This window comes from Ferrimonas balearica (assembly GCF_019802055.1).
GTDB classification, from domain to species: domain Bacteria; phylum Pseudomonadota; class Gammaproteobacteria; order Enterobacterales; family Shewanellaceae; genus Ferrimonas; species Ferrimonas balearica_A.
This window is the reverse complement of the sequence record NZ_JAHVHW010000004.1, coordinates 674007-689917: the sequence shown is the minus strand read 5'-3', so window position 1 is coordinate 689917 and position 15911 is coordinate 674007. Positions and strand designations below refer to the sequence as shown.

Here is a 15911-nt window from a genome sequence, read left to right as displayed (position 1 = left end):
GAGAGTGACAATATCACGAGCCAATCCCGATGTGCGTGTATGCTATGACGCTTTACCACAGGACTTTTCGGCTGAAATGATCATCACGGAACTGACCATCTACCCGGTGAAAGCGTTGGCGGGGATCCGTCTGACCCGGAGCACGCTAGACGTCACCGGCCTGCCCTGGGACCGTCACTGGATGCTGGTGGACCAGGCGGGGCGCTTTGTGACTCAGAGGCAGCTGCCGCAACTGGCCACACTGATCCCGGTTCTGGATGCGCACTCTCTGGTGATCACCCACCCCGGCCAGCCGCCGCTCACCCTTCCCCTGAAGCGGGATCTGACCACCCTGACTCCGGTATCGCTGTGGCAAAGCGACGTGATGGCGTTTGATGAGGGCAGAGCGGCCTCTGAGTGGCTCACCGCCCTGCTGGGCCTATACCGTGGTGCACCTCTGCGTCTGGTGCGCTTTAACCGGGCAGAGTCCCGCCCCATTAAGGCTAAGTACCTGGAGGGCGCAGAGCAGGCCCACACCGAATTTGCTGACGGCTTTCCCTATCTGGTGGCCAGTGAGGCCTCATTGGCAGCGTTGAATGAAGCGCTGGTGGCCAAAGGTGAAGCCCCGGTGGGGATGGAGCGGTTTCGGGCCAATATTGTGGTGGATCGGTTCGATGCCCCCTTCCGTGAACTGCAGGATCATCGCCTGACCGGCCCGGGTTACACCCTGGCGATCCGAAAGCCCTGCCAGCGCTGTCCGGTCGTGACGGTGGATCAATTGCAGGGGATCCGGCCCAACCCCAAAGAGCCGCTGCAAACCCTGATAAGCCTGAACCCGCTCGAGAAGTCAGGGGCGTTTTTCGGAGGCAATGCGATTTTGCTTGAGGGTGAGGCGGCCGCCATTGCGGTTGGCGATGGTCTGACAGCGACGCCGGGACGCTAACGTCCCGCTTTTCCTTCAAACTCAAGGTTGGGCCAATCCTTGCTTGACTACACTCAAGCGAAACCCTGAAAGGGAACCCAAGGATGGCCCAGACTCCAAAACTGCTGGTGGTGACTGATCTGGATGGCACCCTGCTTGACCACCACGACTACCGTTTCGATGCCGCTCTGCCTGCGCTTGAGCGGCTGAAACGCCATGAGATTCCCCTGATCCTCAATACCAGCAAAACCGCCGCAGAGCTGATCTCTCTGCGTGAGCGGCTGGGCACTGCGGCCCCCTATGTGGTGGAGAATGGTGCCGCACTGGTCTGGAGCAGTGGGCTGACACCGGACTCCGACGCTCCCCTGGGCGCCATGATGGGGCAACGGATGCAACCTTTTGGGGCAACCCGGGCGGAGATCCTGGCCGCTCTGGCACAAATTCGCCGGGATACCGGTTTGCGCCTGGAGGGCTTTTCCGACTGGGACAGGGATACCCTGATCCAGCACACCGGGCTGGACCCGGACAGCGCCGCCCAAGCGTTGGACCGGCACTTCTCTGAACCGCTGCTTTGGCAGGGCAGCGATGCCGAGCTCAAGCTGCTGGAGCGGGCACTGCGGCGACACGGATTGCGGTTGCTGAAGGGGGGCCGGTTTGTGCATGTGATCGGCCAAAGCGACAAGGGGCGCTGCCTGGGACCCTTGCGACGAGCCTATCAGCGCCACTGGGGCAGCATGCCCCGGGTGATCGCTTTGGGGGATGGGGAGAACGATGTGGCGATGCTGGACGCGGCGGATCATCCGGTGCTGGTGCGCTCTCCGGTCAACCCGCTGCCCCGCCTGAGCGCCGCAGCCCGCCCCCGAGCCTACACCCCCGAGGCGCTTGGTCCCGAGGGCTGGAACGACGCCATCGAGCGTCTGCTGGCACACTATCAGCTGCGCTGAAAGCAGGGTGGCATTCCCCTTGCTAACCTTGGTTAGTGCATTGAAATGTCACGACACAGGGAGGCGCCATGGGTGACTTTTATCAGAACGGCATCATTACCACGCTGCACAATCTGACTGACCGGTCGGTGGAGGATCTGGAAGCTGAGCTGCTGATGCACAGCAAGTCGAGGCCCATGTCCCTGGTGCTGCCCTCCCTCTACAGTGAACTGACCGGCCCGGCTCTGGACAACATCGTTAACGAACTGACCCAGGTGCCCTACCTGTCCGAAGTGGTGATCGGTCTGGACCGGGCGGACAGGGAACAGTATCAGCATGCCCTGTCCTTCTTCAGCCGACTGCCACAAACCCACCGGGTGCTCTGGAACGATGGCCCGAGACTGAAGGCGATTGATGCCCGGCTGCGGGCTGAGGGTCTGGCTCCCACCGAGATGGGGAAGGGGCGCAACGTCTGGTACTGCCTGGGTTACGTGCTGGCCCGGGGCCAAACCGAATCGGTGGCGCTGCACGATTGCGACATCGTCACCTACGACCGCAGCCTGCTGGCAAGGCTGATCTACCCGGTGGCCAACCCCACTTTCAACTACGAGTTCTGCAAAGGGTTTTACGCCCGGGTGGCGGAGGGCAGCCTGAATGGCCGGGTCACCCGCCTGCTGGTCACGCCGCTGCTGCGCTCTTTGAAGAAGATCTTTGGTCCTCTTGATTACCTGGAGTATCTCGATTCCTTTCGCTATCCGCTGGCGGGGGAGTTCTCCTTCCGCATCGATGTGATCAACGACATCCGCATCCCCAGTGACTGGGGCCTGGAGATTGGTGTGCTGTCGGAGATGAAGCGCAACTACGCCACCAACCGCCTCTGTCAGGTGGACATCGCCGACCGCTATGATCATAAACACCAGGATCTCTCCCGCGACGATGACAGCGGCGGGCTGTCCAAAATGTCCATCGACATCAGCAAGGCGATCTTCCGCAAACTGGCCACCAATGGTGTGGTGTTCTCCTCGGAAACCTTCCGTTCCATCAAGGCCACCTACTACCGCATCGCCCTGGACTTTATCGAGACCTACCGTAACGACGCGGTGATCAACGGTCTGGATTTCGATGTCCACAGCGAGGAGGAGTCGGTGGAACTGTTTGCCGAGAACGTGCTGAAGGCGGGACTGCACTTTCTCGAACACCCCAAGGAAAAGCCCTTTATTCCCAGCTGGAGCCGCGTACGCAGTGCCATTCCGGACATCTTTGAACAACTGGTGGACGCGGTAGAGGCCGACCACCGGGAGTTTACGGAGGGCCGCTAGGGTGCATACCAGCCTGGACGAACTGCGGCAGCGGGTGGAGGAGCATCTGCAGCTGATCTACCCGGAGCGGGAGGCTGCTCCGCTGGCACGGGAGCTGATTGAGGCGCTGGGCAGCGAGGGGCACTGCGCCATGCCCAAACCCCGGGACGAACCCTGGGATCAAACCGACCTGATTGTGATCACCTACGGGGACAGCCTGAAGCGGGAGGGGGAGGCGCCCCTCCACACCCTGAAGGAGTTTCTGGATCACTACCTCGCCCATGTGGCGACCGGAGTCCATATCCTCCCCTTCTTTCCCTACAGCTCGGACGATGGCTTCTCCGTTATCGATTACGCCAGGGTCAATCCGGCACTGGGTGAGTGGGCCGACATTCGTGCCATCGCTGGCGGTTCCCGGCTGATGGCCGATCTGGTGATCAACCATTGCTCCAGCCGAAGCCGTTGGTTTGAACAGTTCAAGGCGGGGGAGATGCCCGGCAAGGAGTACTTTATCTGTGTGGATCCCGAAGCCGATCTGCATCAGGTGGTGCGGCCCCGAACCTCACCGCTGTTGAAGCCGGTGCAGACGGTCGACGGGAAGCGGCATGTCTGGTGCACCTTCAGCCATGATCAGGTGGATCTCAACTTTGCCAATCCCCGGGTTTTGGTGGAGATGGTCAAGATCATCCAGCTTTATCTCAGCCAGGGGGTGACCCTTTTCCGCCTGGACGCGGTGGCCTTTCTTTGGAAAACGCCGGGCACATCCTGCCTCAACCTGCCGCAGACCCATGAGATCATTCGCCTGCTCCGCACTCTGGTGAGCTTTTACGACCCCCGCATTCTGCTTATCACCGAAACCAACATCCCCAACCGGGAGAATCTGGCCTATTTCGGCAATGGCAACGAGGCGCACGCCATCTACAACTTTTCCCTGCCGCCCCTGCTGCTGCATACCCTGCTGACCGGGGACTGCAATGCCCTCAAGCTGTGGCAGATGAGCATGCCACCGGCGCAGATGGGCACCACCTACCTCAACTTTATCGCCTCCCATGATGGCATCGGCCTGCGTCCGGTGGAGGGGCTGCTGGATGAGAAGGCGATCGCCGACATCGCCACCACCATGGAGGCGTTCGGGGGGCGGATCTCCTGGCGCAGTCTGGGCGAGGGAGGGTTGCGCCCCTACGAGATTAACATCGCCCTCTATGACGCCATGAAGGGAACGCTGAAAGGGGAGGATCACCACCAGCGCGACCGCTTTCTCTGTGCTCACGCCATCATGCTGTCGTTGGAGGGGATGCCCGCCATCTATCTGCACAGCTTTCTGGGCACCGGGAATGATCAGGACAAGGTGGTCCACACCGGCAACAACCGCAGCATCAACCGCCATTGCTGGGATGCGGATCAGCTGGAAGCCCAATTGGAGTCGGTGGAGAGTCACCACCATCAGGTCTTTGTGGGGCTTTGCCAACTGGTCCGGCTGCGTCAGCAGCAACCGGCGTTCCACCCCAGCGCTACCCAGTTTGTGCTGCATCTGGGTGAAGCCCTGTTCGGGGTATGGCGTCAGAGCCGGATGCGGGACCAGAGCATCTTTGCGGTGGCCAATGTCACCGACCAGCCACAAATCCTGCGGCTGGCCAGCCTCAACCTGATTGGTACTCAACTCTGGTGGGATCTGCTCACTGGGGAAGATTATCCCGACCTGCATGGGGAGATAACCCTGGCCCCCTACCAGAGTGTCTGGTTAACCAACACGCTCCGATAAGGGCAGCAGATCCACAAAACTGGCCCACTCCTGAATCACCCGCTCCCCGGTGACCACCGGCAGGGGGTAACGAAACATCGGGCCATCCCAGGCAAAGGTGTGGAACTCGCCATTCTCGCCGCAGGGGTCGATCCCATCCGGCAGCGTGTCGAGCAGCGCGCTATCAAACTCCCGCCCCAGGAACTCTTCGCTGAGCTTGTCATTCTGGATGCAGGATAGGGTGGCCCTCAGCCCAGACGCCACCATGGTGCGGGCCAGCGCCCCGGTGTCCTCTCCCCACAGCGGAAAGCGTGGCTCAAGGCCGGTGCCTTTCAGGATTTCAATGCGGTAATCCCGTACGTCCTCCAGCAACAGATCGCCAAAGGCGACCGCCTCAACCCCCATTGCCACCGCCTGCTGATGAAAGCGGGCCATGCAGGCCTGGTACGCCTCATTGCTGCAGGGGTAGGGCAGGGGGATGACGTAGAGCGGCAGGCCGAGGCTTTGCGCCTGAGCCTCCAGCAGCGACTGACGCACCCCGTGAATCGCCACCCGTTCCGCCTCGCTGTTGACCGTGGTGAACAGCCCGACAACGTCAATGCTGGGATCCTGACGCAGGGTATGCAGTGCCCAGGCACTGTCTTTGCCACTGCTCCAGGAGAGCAGGGTCTTAACGGGACGGGTCATGATAAGGCTCGGGGATGGTCAGGGCTGAAAAGAGAGTAGGGGGATGGTAGAGGGAAACGGTCCGGGAACCAAGGTGGGCTCCAAATGAGTACCGTACAGGGCCAGCCCCTGAGAGAGGCTGACCCTGTACGAGCCCCTGAGTGCGTAACTACAAACAGGCAGGATCCGTAAAGCCGCTGCAGTTATCCGGTGTGTTGTTGATCAGGCTGGTGTTGAACAGCAACACCTCACCGGGTGGACTGGCTGTGTCATCGAGCCAGATGCCACCGGTGATCAGCCCCAGGTTGCCCTGAACTCGACTGCCGGTGAGGATCACCCGGGCTTGTTCGCCGATATGGACACTACCGGTCTGGCCTTCGTTATTTCGGATGATCACCTCGTTGCCGTAAAACTGGCTGTCGTTGCTCACCAGCAGTGCGCCGGCATTGGCCCCGGTTGGGCTTAGGGAGGCCAGGTTGTCGCGGATGGTGGTTCTGAGCAGGCTAGCCCGGGCGTTTCCCCGCACGGTCAGGCCCGCCGCGCCACGATGATAAACTCCCGGAGCCAAGTTGCCCCGGATGGCGCTGTCCATCATCTCAAGCACGCCACCTTGTACCAGCAGCCCTCCGCTGCCATCGGTGTCGCCGGTTCCCAGCAGTTGGTTATTGCGGATCTGGGTATGCTTCAGCACCGCATGGCCAAGAATGACGCCGCCACCGGCAACCGACGTATCCCAGCTGCTGCGATTGTCCTGGACCCGTACGCCCTCCATCAGCAGGAAACCATCTCGCCAGACTGTGAAACCTGCGCCGCTGGAACCTGAGTCGCTGCCAGTTTCGTTATTGCTGATATGCCCGCCCTGCATGATGCAGTGGCCGTAACACTCCAGACCGCCGCTGCTGCCCCCATCGGTCAAATTGAAGTTGCCACTCAATTCGGTGTTGTACAGTTGCAGATACCCCTGAAGTCCAAGATGCAAGCCTCCGATCACATGCCCGTCGAGGGAGATATTGCTGATACCGTTGTTAATGATGGCGGAGTTCCGCAAGGTCAGCTTTACCGGGCCAGAGGTCCCTACCCCACAGGCTCCGAATGCGTCGCCATCATTGCCGGGTAGGGTGTTATCAGCGATGGTGACGTTCTCCAGCTGGGCGATAAGGGGCTCACTGGCGCTGTTGAGCAGCAACAGCCCCCCCGCGGCCATTGGTGCAGTCAGATCGGTTGGCCCCAGACCACCGTTTCTTATCTCAAGATCCTTCAAGTAAATCAGGGGCGGGGTAGTGCCATTGGTCAGCGTCAGCACAGTGCCATCACCAATGCCGGAGAGAACCGCTGGTGCGCCCAATATGGTGAGATCCTTATCGACAGTGAAATGGCCCTCACACCAGCCGGTTAATCGGATCACCGAGCCCGGATGCGCTGCATCAATGGCTTCCTGTAGGGGGTGGGTGCTGCAATCGACCTCAGCAACTGTTGGGGCAGGCCAGGCGGCCGGAGTGAGGAGCAGCGACAACAGCAGGAGACCGCGCAGGTAAGTTGCGAGCATGGAATACCTCCTTTTACAGCGAATCAGGTGGCAGGTTCGATTTGGCAAAGCGGCGAGAACTTTAGGTCAGGGCTGAAAGATGGGCCAGGTTAAAAGTTGATCTGGATCACATTTTGGGCGGTGTTATTCCCGGCCTGAGAGCGGGCACTGAGCCTAAAATCCGGGCAAGCTGCTGTATTACTTTGCCCCTTGCCCGATTGCGACAACTGCAAAAAAAAACGCCCCGAGTCGGGGCGTTTCTTTGCTGCAGATGCGGCGTATCAGCGGTACTGGAAGTACGCCGCGCAGGCGCCCTCGCTGGAGACCATCAATGCCCCCACGGGGGTTTGCGGCGTACAGCGCTGGCCGAACAGCGGGCAATCCGCCGGTTTGATCTGGCCGCGCAGCACCTTGGCGCAACCGCAGCCCTCCGGCTCCTCCACATGGGTGGGCTTGAGGCCGAAGCGGCGCTCGGCGTCAAACTCGGCAAAGGCCGGGCTCAACATCAGGCCGGACTCGTCGATGGCACCCAGTCCGCGCCAGTCGCTTTTCGGCGCCAGGGTGAACACCTCCGACATCGCCCGCTGGGCCACCGCGTTACCGGCGCTTTGCACCGCCCGGGTGTAGGCGTTCTCCACCTCAGCACGCCCCTCGGCGATCTGGTGCACCACGCCCAGTAGGGCGGTGAGGAAGTCGATGGGTTCGAATCCGGCGATCACCACCGGTTTGCCGTAGTCATCAACGATGAACTGGTAGGGAGACTGCCCCACTACCATGGAGACGTGCCCCGGTGCCACCAGGCCGTCCAGGCGAACACCCGGATCATCCAGGATCGCTTTCAGCGGTGGGCCGATGGTGATGTGGTGGCACAGTACTGAGAAGTTCTCAACCTGCTGCTGGCGGGCCTGCATCAGGGTGATGGCGGTGGCCGGTGCGGTGGTTTCAAAGCCGATGGCAAAGAAGATCACCTGGCGGTCGGGGTTTTGTTTTGCCAGCGCCATGGCGTCCAGCGGAGAATAAACAATGCGCACATCCGCACCGGCGGCTTTGGCGTCCAGCAGGGAGCCCTGCTCGCCGGGCACCCGCACCGCGTCGCCGTAGCTGCACAGAATGGTGCCGGGCTGTCGGGCGAGGGTGATGGCGTCATCGATGCGGCCCCGGGGCAATACGCAGACCGGGCAGCCGGGACCGTGCACAAACTCGATCCCCTTGGGCAGCAGCTTATCCAGACCAAAGCGGAAGATGGCGTGGGTGTGGCCACCGCACACCTCCATGATCTGAAGTGGCTGGCGGGCGGGATCAACCCGCTCCAGCACCCGGCCAATTTCGGCAATCAGCTGTTTGACCGCTTCCGGATCACGAAACTCGTCAACAAACTTCATTGCGCGGCTCCCAGGCCGGCAAAGTCGGCCATCTCATGTTCCTCTGCGCCCATGGCAGCGAGCGCCTCCAGGGTTTGGGCGGCATCTTCTTCCGACAGCAGGGCCATGGCGAAGCCTACATGGATCAGCGCCCACTGGCCGATCAACTGCGCCGGTTCATCCGGCCAGACGCAACTGGCGTTCACCTCCCTCAGCACGCCGCTGAGGGAAACGGATACTTGCTGTGTGTCCGCATCAACAATGGCCTCAATGCGGGCCGGTACTCCTAAGCACATACGGCAGTCTCCTTGCTGGAGATCCGCTCGGCGATCCAGCTCAGCCAGCGATCCATCCCTTCGCCGCTGGTGGCGGAAAGGCAGATCACTTCGATATTGGGGTTCACCTGACGCGCGGACTCAATGCAGCGGGGCAGGTCGAAATTGAGGTGGGGCAGCAGGTCGGTTTTGTTGATCAACACCAGATCGGCGGCCGCAAACATGTCGGGGTACTTCAGGGGTTTGTCCTCCCCCTCCGTCACCGACAGAATCGCCACCTTGTGACTCTCGCCAAGGTCGAAACTGGCGGGGCAGACCAGGTTGCCGACGTTCTCGATAAACAGAACGCCACCGGACTCCAGCGCCAGTCGATGGTAAGCGGTATCCACCATGGCAGCGTCCAGATGGCAGCCCTTACCGGTGTTGACCTGAATGGCGGGCACACCGGTAGCGCGGATGCGATCGGCATCGTTGGCGGTTTGCTGGTCGCCCTCGATCACCGCTACCGGCAGTTGGCCGGAGAGCTGCTTGACGGTTTCGGTCAGCAGGGTGGTTTTGCCGGAGCCGGGGCTGGAAACCAGGTTGAGCACCAGTTGCTGGTCAGCCTGGAAGTGGGCCCGGTTATGGGCGGCAATGGCGTTGTTCTTGCCAAGAATGTCCTGCTCAATCTGCACCATCTTGTGCTGGCTCATGCCCGGGGCGTGGGCGTGGGCCGGGCCATGGCCGTAGTGCAGATCTTCCCCCTGCTGCTGCGGCTCAAAGGCATGATGGTGATGATCATGGTCGTGCTCATGATCATGATGCTCATGGCTGTGGTGATGGCCATGGTCATGGTCGTGGCTGTGCTCATGATCCTGGCTGTGGTTATGGGGCGCCTGGGCCGGTGCGCTGGCGCCATGGTAGTGGATATGCACATCACCTTTGTTTTTGAAGTGGTAGTGGTGGTGCACCACGGTTACTGCGCCATGACTATGGTCATGGGCATGATCGTGAGAATGGTCATGAGAGTGGCCATGGTGGTGGTCATGGTCGTGTGAGTGGCTGTGATCATGATGTTCATGATCGTGACCCTCAATCCGGGTATTGCCTTCGGCGCAGCCGCATACGGTACACATTCAGTCGATCTCCAGGTATTTCACTTTCATCTGATCCCCGCCCACCACCGTCAGGTGGTAGCCCTCACACCGGGGGCAGGCATCGCCTCGGCGTGAGAGGGGGATCTGAGCCAGGCAGTCAAAGCAGAATGCACTGCCCGGCACGGTTTCAATTTCCAGTGCGGCTCCCTCGGCACAGCTGTCCCGGGTTACCACGTCAAAACAAAACTTTAGCGAATCCAGCTCCACTCCGGCCAACTCCCCGACACTCAGGGTGACACTGTGGACCTTGGGGCTGTTCTGGGCCTGGTCCTGCACAATCTGCAGGATCCCTTCGGCCAGAGACATCTCATGCATGGGTCGCCTCCGTGACATCAACGATGGCCACCTCCAGACAAGGGGCATGGGCCAGGATCCAAACCCCCAGTCCGGTCTTCCAGTTATCCATATCCGGCATCGGCATGTCATCCAGACTTTGGGCGATAGCGGTCAGGGTATCCTGAGTGGGGATCTGGATCTGGTAGTGGTCGACCCGGTCACCCAGCCATTGGCACTGGTGGGTAAGCGTACCCCGGGCGGCGGGGATCCGGCCGGGCGATACCGGCTCCGTCTGGCCGTCTGTTCCGGTCAGGCTGCCGGGATAGCACAGGGCTTCGGCGGCCTGCCACATCTCAACCCACAGGGCGGTAAGGCGATGGCTCAGACGGGGGGAGTGTTGTCCGGTTCGGGAGGCGGGCCCACTCTCATGGCGATGGATGGCGGCAGGGGTAAAAAACAGCGCGTTCCAGTTCTGGCGCTCCACCTCGGCCAACAGGGGTTGCCAGACCCAGCGATCCCACTCACCGACCCACTCTTTCAGGGAGCAGAGCGCCACCGGCGATACGGCGGCTCCCGGCAGATGGCGCAGGGCACAGAGGGCATCCCGGTGCTCGGTCAGGGCCTGACGCCAGCGGGTCAGCAGAGTCAGACGCTCCTGGCAGGGGGGCAGCACTTCGTGGGCGATGCGCCACAGCTGCCAACTGTGCTCGGTGAGCCACTCCAGCGCCAGAGCCTGGTCGCGGGCTGCGTGAGTTACCGCCTTGGGCCGAACGCCCTGGGTTTCCTCTATCAGGCTGACGGCAGCCCAGCGCTGGGCCTCGCCGCACTGACGGTAGATCAGGCTCAGTTTGGCAAGGACCTCCTCGCCATTCAGCCCCTTGAGCAGGCTGGCAACGGGAGGAAGACGCAACTCGGTGCGGGCGCACAGCTTGCCCTCAACGCTGGATAGATGCAGTGTCGCGAGAGCGGGGGTCATGAGTGTCGCTCCTTGCTGGTTTGATGGCGGGCCCAGCCGATCAGGGCCTGACCCAGTGCCAGACCACCATCGTTGGCGGGCACCTGGTGGTGGCGCAGCACAATCAGTTTGTGAGCCTTAAGGCCCTGCACCAGCAGACGCTGCAGCAGACGGTTCTGCATCACACCGCCGGAGAGGGCGATGCGATCCACCTGATGATGTTTGGCTTGATAGACCAACCGGCCCACCAGCGCACCGGCGAGTTCCTGATGAAACTGCAGGGCCAGACTGGCGGCACTGTGGCCAGCGTTAAGCCCCTCCAGCAAACCGTACCAGATGGCGCTCAGGTCCAGGTCGTCCCGCTGCGGCAGAGTCAGTTTGCGCTGGTCGGCGGCTTGCCAGGCCAGGGCTTCCAGCACCATGGCCGCTTCACCTTCAAAGTGCTGCTGCTCAAAGACGTCGGTCAGCAGGGCGGCCACCGCATCAAACAGACGACCGGTGCTGGAGGCTTCGGGACAGTTCAGGCCGGACGCGATCCCCTGACGAAGCAGGCCAAGGGGTTTCTCCCGCAGCCGATCCAACACCGGCAGGGGCAACTCCTCCCAGTCGTGGCAGGATTCGTCCAGGTGTGCCACCAGGTTGCGCCAGGGCGCTTTGGCGGCCAGGTCACCACCGGGCAACGCCACCGGCGGCAGCCCTTCCAGGTAACGACACTGGTGGTAATCCCCCAGCAGGATCTCGCCGCCCCAGAGGCGGTGCTCGGTCTCCTTGCCGCCCCAGCCAAGCCCGTCCAGTACCAAGCCCAGCACCGGTGCGGTGTGCAGCGGTTGGGCGTTGTCCGCCAGACAGGCCGCGAGATGGGCATGGTGATGATCAATGGCTTCCAGGGGGAGGTCGTCCTGCTGTGCCCCCTGCTGAGCCAGTTGCTGGCTCAGGTAGCCCGGGTGGCTGTCACAGGTGCGCAGCGCCAGATGGAAGTCAAACAGGGCGGGGAACCGCTCCAGGTTTTTCTGGTAGGCGGAGAACAGATCCGGATCCGCCAGGTCCCCCAGGTGCGCAGAGAGCAGTGCCTGGCCATGGCGCAACACGCAGAAGGTGTTTTTCAGGTCCGGCCCGTAGGCCAGTACGCCGTCAGCGTCCTCGAACCCCTTGGGCAGGGCGATGGGGCTGGGCACGTAGCCTCGGGCACGGCGCAGCAACTGAGTCTGCCCCTCCTCCACCATCAGAATGCTGTCGTCGGCCCGGTTGACGATATCGCGGTTGTGCATCAGCAGCTTGTCGGCGATGGGGCCGAGTTCACGCAGGGCCTGGGCATCGTCGATGCAGGGGGGGCGGCCACTGGCGTTACCGGAGGTCATCACCAGTGGGCGGCCCATTTGCGCCAGCAAAAGATGCTGTAACGGGTTGCTCGCCAGCATCACCCCCAACCGGGCCATCTTCGGCGCTACAGAGGGGGCCAGAGGGGCATCGGACCGGGGGCGCAGCAGGACGATGGGAGCGGCGGCGCTGGAAAGGGCCTGCGCTTCTGCCTCCTCAATGTGGGCCAGAGTGCTGGCCATGGCGCGATCCGCCACCATCAGGGCAAAGGGTTTGGTGGGGCGGTGTTTGCGTTCACGCAGACGGGCGACGGCGGCTTCATTGCTGGCGTCTACGGCCAGGTGGTATCCGCCCAACGCTTTGATGGCGACAATCTCGCCCGCTTTCAGGGCGGAAACCGCATCGCTCAGAGCGTGATGGGTTTGGGCCAGTTCCGTGCCGTCCGGGTCTTGCAGTGTCAGGGTCGGGCCGCACACGGGGCAGGCATTGGGCTGGGCGTGGAAGCGTCGATCCGCCGGGTCCTCGTACTCCCGCTGACAATCGGGGCAGAGGGGGAAGTTGGCCATGGAGGTATAGGGGCGGTCGTAGGGCACCTGACGGATAATGGTAAAGCGCGGACCGCAGTGGGTGCAGTTGGTGAAGGGGTAGCGGTGGCGTCGGTCTTGAGGATCCTCCACCTCCGCCAGGCAGGCCGGGCAGGTGGCGGTATCCGGCGCAATGCGGGTGTTCACCGTGCCCCCGACGGAGCGGGTGATGGTGAAATCGCAGGGCTCCGGATCGAGGCAGCAGGGACTCAACTCCACCGCGTCCACCCGGGCCAGCGGCGGCAGGCGGTCGCGCATGGTGCGGACAAAGGCGTCCCCATCCACTGGGTTGCATAAGCGGATCAGCACGCCATCACTGTCGTTAAACACCTCTCCTCTGAGCTGTGCTTCCCTGGCCAGTTGCCAGATAAAGGGGCGAAATCCCACCCCTTGAACCTGGCCGCGGATCCGTATCGCGATGCCGTTGCAACCGTTCATGTCAGGCCTCCCCTCGTTCCATTTCCTGGATCAGCTCCCGGTAGAGCTCCAGGCTGTCCAGAGCCCGCTCCTCGCTGATCTTTTCCATGGCAAACCCGGATTGGATCAGCAGGTAATCCCCTTCCGAAAGTGGCTCAGTAATCAGGTGTACACTGACCTCCCGCTCGCGTCCCAGGGTATCGATCCGCGCCATCTGGGCGGAATTGTTCAGGGCGATAATGCGGGAGGGAATGGCAAAACACATGGGCGTTTCTCCTTTAGCCCGTCAGGGCCTGGGGCACAAACAGAGCACCGATGGCCAGCGTCGTGGGGCCAAAGTCTGCGGGCAAGCGCAGTGTCATGTTTTTGCCCAGGCGCAGTCGCAGCCGCTCCAACAGCACCGGGTTATCAAATTCGTCGCCGGCCAGGATCACTTCTTCCAGGCCGATGTTCATGTCCAGTTGTTCCACCCAGTTGCAGACAAAGTCGCAGAAGGAGTCGATGACGCCGAACGCGACGCCGGCGCGTTGCTCCGGATCCGCCAACCGGTAGGAGAGGCAGGCTTGCAACGCCCGGCGCCACTGCACCAGCAGGGTGCCGTCGATGCGATCTACCGCAAAGTCGATGCGCGGTGCGGCCTGCTCGGTAAAGCGGCTGGCCAGACAGAGAAAGGCTTCGCCCGCCAGATCCGGGTCCGGATCCTGGGATACGCCACTGAACCAGGCCGCCATCGCCAGCAGGTGATGGAAGCTGCCGTTCAGGTCGGTTTGGGGCAGATCAGCAAGGGCTTGAAGGTGAGCGGCGTCTACCTCCTGATAGCGATTCAGCAGTCGCTCCCCTGTGGCACTGCCGGCACGGATCGCGTCCAGCATGGCAGTGGGGTTCAGGGGCCCTTCCGAGGCATCGGGGAGACGAACCAGCCACTGGTATTCGCCCTCGCTGTCCTGATAGAGCAGGCCGGAGCGGTGCTGGCGGCTCAGATAGAGCACGGCACTGCGCTTGGGGGCGCGGTCCAGCTGGCGCACGCCCTCCAGGGCACAGGCGGCGGCCCAGTCAGGGTCCGGCTGCAACTGTTGCTCCGTGCGGCTCAACCGCACCCGTCCATCCTGCCATTGAGCCCGGTAACCGAGCAGTTCCGCTTCGTGGCGCAGCGGCTCGTGGGTGGCCAGCGGCGCAGGGGGACGGTTGTTCTCCAGTGCCACCAGAGTGTCGCCGTAGGTGGTCAGCAGCATCGGCGGTTGGCTCTGTTCGATCCCTACCGCGATCACGCCCGCCTGACTCAGTTTGGCGGTCAGGGCGAGGGTCAGACGATCCGCCGCTTGCTGTACCCGGTAGCGGGCACGGGGCAGTTGGTGTTGCTGGGCAAACTCCGCTCGAGGGGTCAGTCGCAGACTGGGCTTTTCAATGCTGCCCAGCTGTTTGATCCCCTGCTCACTGATGTGAAGGGCGTGGTTAAGAGATTCGATGGCGCAGAACAGCAAACTGTCATCTTCTGCCCGAAGGGTGTCCAGACGGCGCAGTGTGATCCGGTTCTGACCGGTGCGGTATTCGACCTCACCCTGGGTCAACAGCGTCTCAGCCAGAGTATCGAGCAGGGGCTCGATGGGCTGATCTTTCAGCGTGGGTGTGGCGCCGCAGTGGGGGCAGAGGGTTTTCGGGGTTTCCAGGCAGTGCTGGCAGTAGGGAAGCAGGGGCGGCGGATCATTGATGTCCCGGGCCTCGCCCTCGAACTCGGTAATGGGTTTCAGGCTGGAGTCGGTCAGCCAGCAGGAGAGCGGAAAGGTGCGGCCAATCAGGTCCGCCAGGGCGCTCAATTGGGCTTCATCGCCCTCTGCTTCAATAAAGTAGCCACTGGGGTGACGGCCAATCGCCTGCACCTGGGGATGGCGCAGAAACTGGTTACAGAGCCGACCATAAAGGGGAACGGGTCGGGAGGTAGCAAAATCAAACCGCAACTTCATCTGGACTCTCCTGGTCGCAGGACTGTTGGGCCACCACCCGGATGTCCGGGTCTGCCACCTGGATTGCGGCAAAGCCAAGGGTGGCAAGGTGATCGAGCAGCGCCTGTTCCATCAGGGGCACGGCGGCCATAACCCGATCCGACAGCTCGAAGCTCATCGCTTCCAGCACTTCGGGGATCACGCCGAGAATGTGAGTTGGGGGACGGTCACCCACCATCTCCATCATATTGAGGGTTTGCAGCATCTCCACTTCGTGGGCGCTGCCCTGGAAATCGATATGGTGGGGCACCTTATCGAAATCGAAGAAATAGACGTTACCGATCTGTCCTTCACTGGAGTGAACGGTATCGATGATCAGCAGTTGATCGTAGGGGGCGATCAATGGGATCAGGGCGTGGGCCAGGGTGCCCCCATCCATAAAGTCGAGCTGGTGCGGCCCTTCAAAGCGGTATTTCTGCTGGAGGTAGTTAAGCATGTGAACGCCAATTCCTTCGTCGGCGTAGAGCACATTACCAATCCCCAGTACCAAAAGTTTTTGAGTCATGAAATCTCCAAGATAAAAAAGGGCCTGCCCC

General features: G+C 61.9%; 15 protein-coding genes. 4 read left to right on the top strand and 11 right to left on the bottom strand.

Features of this window, described 5'->3' with window-relative positions; all coding sequences use genetic code 11:
• The first annotated feature begins 76 nt into the window (after positions 1 to 76).
• From KUV52_RS03975 to KUV52_RS03960, 4 genes are all read left to right on the top strand, one after another.
• On the top strand, positions 77 to 922 hold the full coding sequence (locus KUV52_RS03975; RefSeq protein ID WP_222524623.1) for an MOSC domain-containing protein: 846 nt from the start codon (positions 77 to 79) through the stop codon (positions 920 to 922).
• 83 nt (positions 923 to 1005) lie between these two features.
• The gene (locus KUV52_RS03970; protein WP_222524622.1) at positions 1006 to 1845 is read left to right on the top strand and encodes an HAD-IIB family hydrolase; all 840 of its coding nucleotides are present in this window, start codon (positions 1006 to 1008) and stop codon (positions 1843 to 1845) included.
• Between the two features lie 68 nt (positions 1846 to 1913).
• Positions 1914 to 3143, top strand: a complete 1230-nt coding sequence (locus KUV52_RS03965) for a glycosyl transferase (RefSeq protein ID WP_222524621.1) — start codon at positions 1914 to 1916, stop codon at positions 3141 to 3143.
• Between the two features lies 1 nt (position 3144).
• Positions 3145 to 4884, top strand: coding sequence for an alpha-amylase family glycosyl hydrolase (locus tag KUV52_RS03960; RefSeq protein ID WP_315900176.1), 1740 nt, complete (start codon positions 3145 to 3147; stop codon positions 4882 to 4884).
• Here the strand turns inward: KUV52_RS03960 and KUV52_RS03955 are convergent.
• From KUV52_RS03955 to KUV52_RS03905, 11 genes are all read right to left on the bottom strand, one after another.
• On the bottom strand, positions 4864 to 5550 hold the full coding sequence (locus KUV52_RS03955) for an adenine nucleotide alpha hydrolase (protein WP_222524620.1): 687 nt from the start codon (positions 5548 to 5550) through the stop codon (positions 4864 to 4866). The two genes, KUV52_RS03960 and KUV52_RS03955, sit on opposite strands and share 21 nt — an antisense overlap.
• A 148-nt stretch (positions 5551 to 5698) precedes the next feature.
• Positions 5699 to 7075 (bottom strand): hypothetical protein, encoded by a 1377-nt coding sequence (locus KUV52_RS03950; protein WP_222524619.1) that lies wholly within the window; start codon positions 7073 to 7075, stop codon positions 5699 to 5701.
• Positions 7076 to 7335: 260 nt separating this feature from the next.
• A complete protein-coding gene (gene hypD, locus KUV52_RS03945) occupies positions 7336 to 8436 on the bottom strand; it encodes a hydrogenase formation protein HypD (protein ID WP_222524618.1) in 1101 nt (366 codons plus the stop codon).
• Positions 8433 to 8711: a HypC/HybG/HupF family hydrogenase formation chaperone gene (hypC, locus tag KUV52_RS03940; RefSeq protein WP_222524617.1), complete on the bottom strand. Its 279-nt coding sequence runs from the start codon at positions 8709 to 8711 to the stop codon at positions 8433 to 8435. The genes hypD and hypC overlap by 4 nt, the downstream gene beginning before the upstream one ends.
• Positions 8702 to 9805, bottom strand: a complete 1104-nt coding sequence (hypB, locus tag KUV52_RS03935; protein WP_222524616.1) for a hydrogenase nickel incorporation protein HypB — start codon at positions 9803 to 9805, stop codon at positions 8702 to 8704. Before hypB ends, hypC begins: the two co-directional genes overlap by 10 nt.
• Positions 9806 to 10141, bottom strand: a complete 336-nt coding sequence (gene hypA, locus KUV52_RS03930) for a hydrogenase maturation nickel metallochaperone HypA (protein WP_222524615.1) — start codon at positions 10139 to 10141, stop codon at positions 9806 to 9808.
• On the bottom strand, positions 10134 to 11078 hold the full coding sequence (locus tag KUV52_RS03925; protein ID WP_222524614.1) for a hypothetical protein: 945 nt from the start codon (positions 11076 to 11078) through the stop codon (positions 10134 to 10136). The genes hypA and KUV52_RS03925 overlap by 8 nt, the downstream gene beginning before the upstream one ends.
• Complete coding sequence (gene hypF / locus KUV52_RS03920) at positions 11075 to 13396, bottom strand: carbamoyltransferase HypF (RefSeq protein WP_222524613.1); 2322 nt, start codon at positions 13394 to 13396, stop codon at positions 11075 to 11077. The genes KUV52_RS03925 and hypF overlap by 4 nt, the downstream gene beginning before the upstream one ends.
• Before the next feature lies 1 nt (position 13397).
• Positions 13398 to 13640 carry a HypC/HybG/HupF family hydrogenase formation chaperone gene (locus KUV52_RS03915; RefSeq protein ID WP_222524612.1) on the bottom strand — a complete coding sequence of 81 codons (243 nt, stop codon included), beginning with the start codon at positions 13638 to 13640 and terminating at the stop codon, positions 13398 to 13400.
• A gap of 13 nt (positions 13641 to 13653) precedes the next feature.
• On the bottom strand, positions 13654 to 15336 hold the full coding sequence (locus KUV52_RS03910) for a hypothetical protein (RefSeq protein WP_222524611.1): 1683 nt from the start codon (positions 15334 to 15336) through the stop codon (positions 13654 to 13656).
• Positions 15320 to 15880, bottom strand: coding sequence for a HyaD/HybD family hydrogenase maturation endopeptidase (locus KUV52_RS03905; protein ID WP_222524610.1), 561 nt, complete (start codon positions 15878 to 15880; stop codon positions 15320 to 15322). The genes KUV52_RS03910 and KUV52_RS03905 overlap by 17 nt, the downstream gene beginning before the upstream one ends.
• Positions 15881 to 15911: the final 31 nt, after the last annotated feature.

Bases quoted from the DNA above. Each gene is read 5' to 3' on its own strand.
- KUV52_RS03950 (WP_222524619.1), bottom strand. From the start codon at position 7,075: ATGCTCGCAACTTACCTGCGCGGTCTCCTGCTGTTGTCGCTGCTCCTC.
- KUV52_RS03965 (WP_222524621.1), top strand. From the start codon at position 1,914: ATGGGTGACTTTTATCAGAACGGCATCATTACCACGCTGCACAATCTG.
- hypA (WP_222524615.1), bottom strand. From the start codon at position 10,141: ATGCATGAGATGTCTCTGGCCGAAGGGATCCTGCAGATTGTGCAGGAC.
- KUV52_RS03975 (WP_222524623.1), top strand. From the start codon at position 77: ATGATCATCACGGAACTGACCATCTACCCGGTGAAAGCGTTGGCGGGG.
- KUV52_RS03925 (WP_222524614.1), bottom strand. From the start codon at position 11,078: ATGACCCCCGCTCTCGCGACACTGCATCTATCCAGCGTTGAGGGCAAG.
- hypF (WP_222524613.1), bottom strand. From the start codon at position 13,396: ATGAACGGTTGCAACGGCATCGCGATACGGATCCGCGGCCAGGTTCAA.
- hypC (WP_222524617.1), bottom strand. From the start codon at position 8,711: ATGTGCTTAGGAGTACCGGCCCGCATTGAGGCCATTGTTGATGCGGAC.
- KUV52_RS03955 (WP_222524620.1), bottom strand. From the start codon at position 5,550: ATGACCCGTCCCGTTAAGACCCTGCTCTCCTGGAGCAGTGGCAAAGAC.
- KUV52_RS03970 (WP_222524622.1), top strand. From the start codon at position 1,006: ATGGCCCAGACTCCAAAACTGCTGGTGGTGACTGATCTGGATGGCACC.
- KUV52_RS03905 (WP_222524610.1), bottom strand. From the start codon at position 15,880: ATGACTCAAAAACTTTTGGTACTGGGGATTGGTAATGTGCTCTACGCC.
- KUV52_RS03910 (WP_222524611.1), bottom strand. From the start codon at position 15,336: ATGAAGTTGCGGTTTGATTTTGCTACCTCCCGACCCGTTCCCCTTTAT.
- KUV52_RS03915 (WP_222524612.1), bottom strand. From the start codon at position 13,640: ATGTGTTTTGCCATTCCCTCCCGCATTATCGCCCTGAACAATTCCGCC.
- hypB (WP_222524616.1), bottom strand. From the start codon at position 9,805: ATGTGTACCGTATGCGGCTGCGCCGAAGGCAATACCCGGATTGAGGGT.
- hypD (WP_222524618.1), bottom strand. From the start codon at position 8,436: ATGAAGTTTGTTGACGAGTTTCGTGATCCGGAAGCGGTCAAACAGCTG.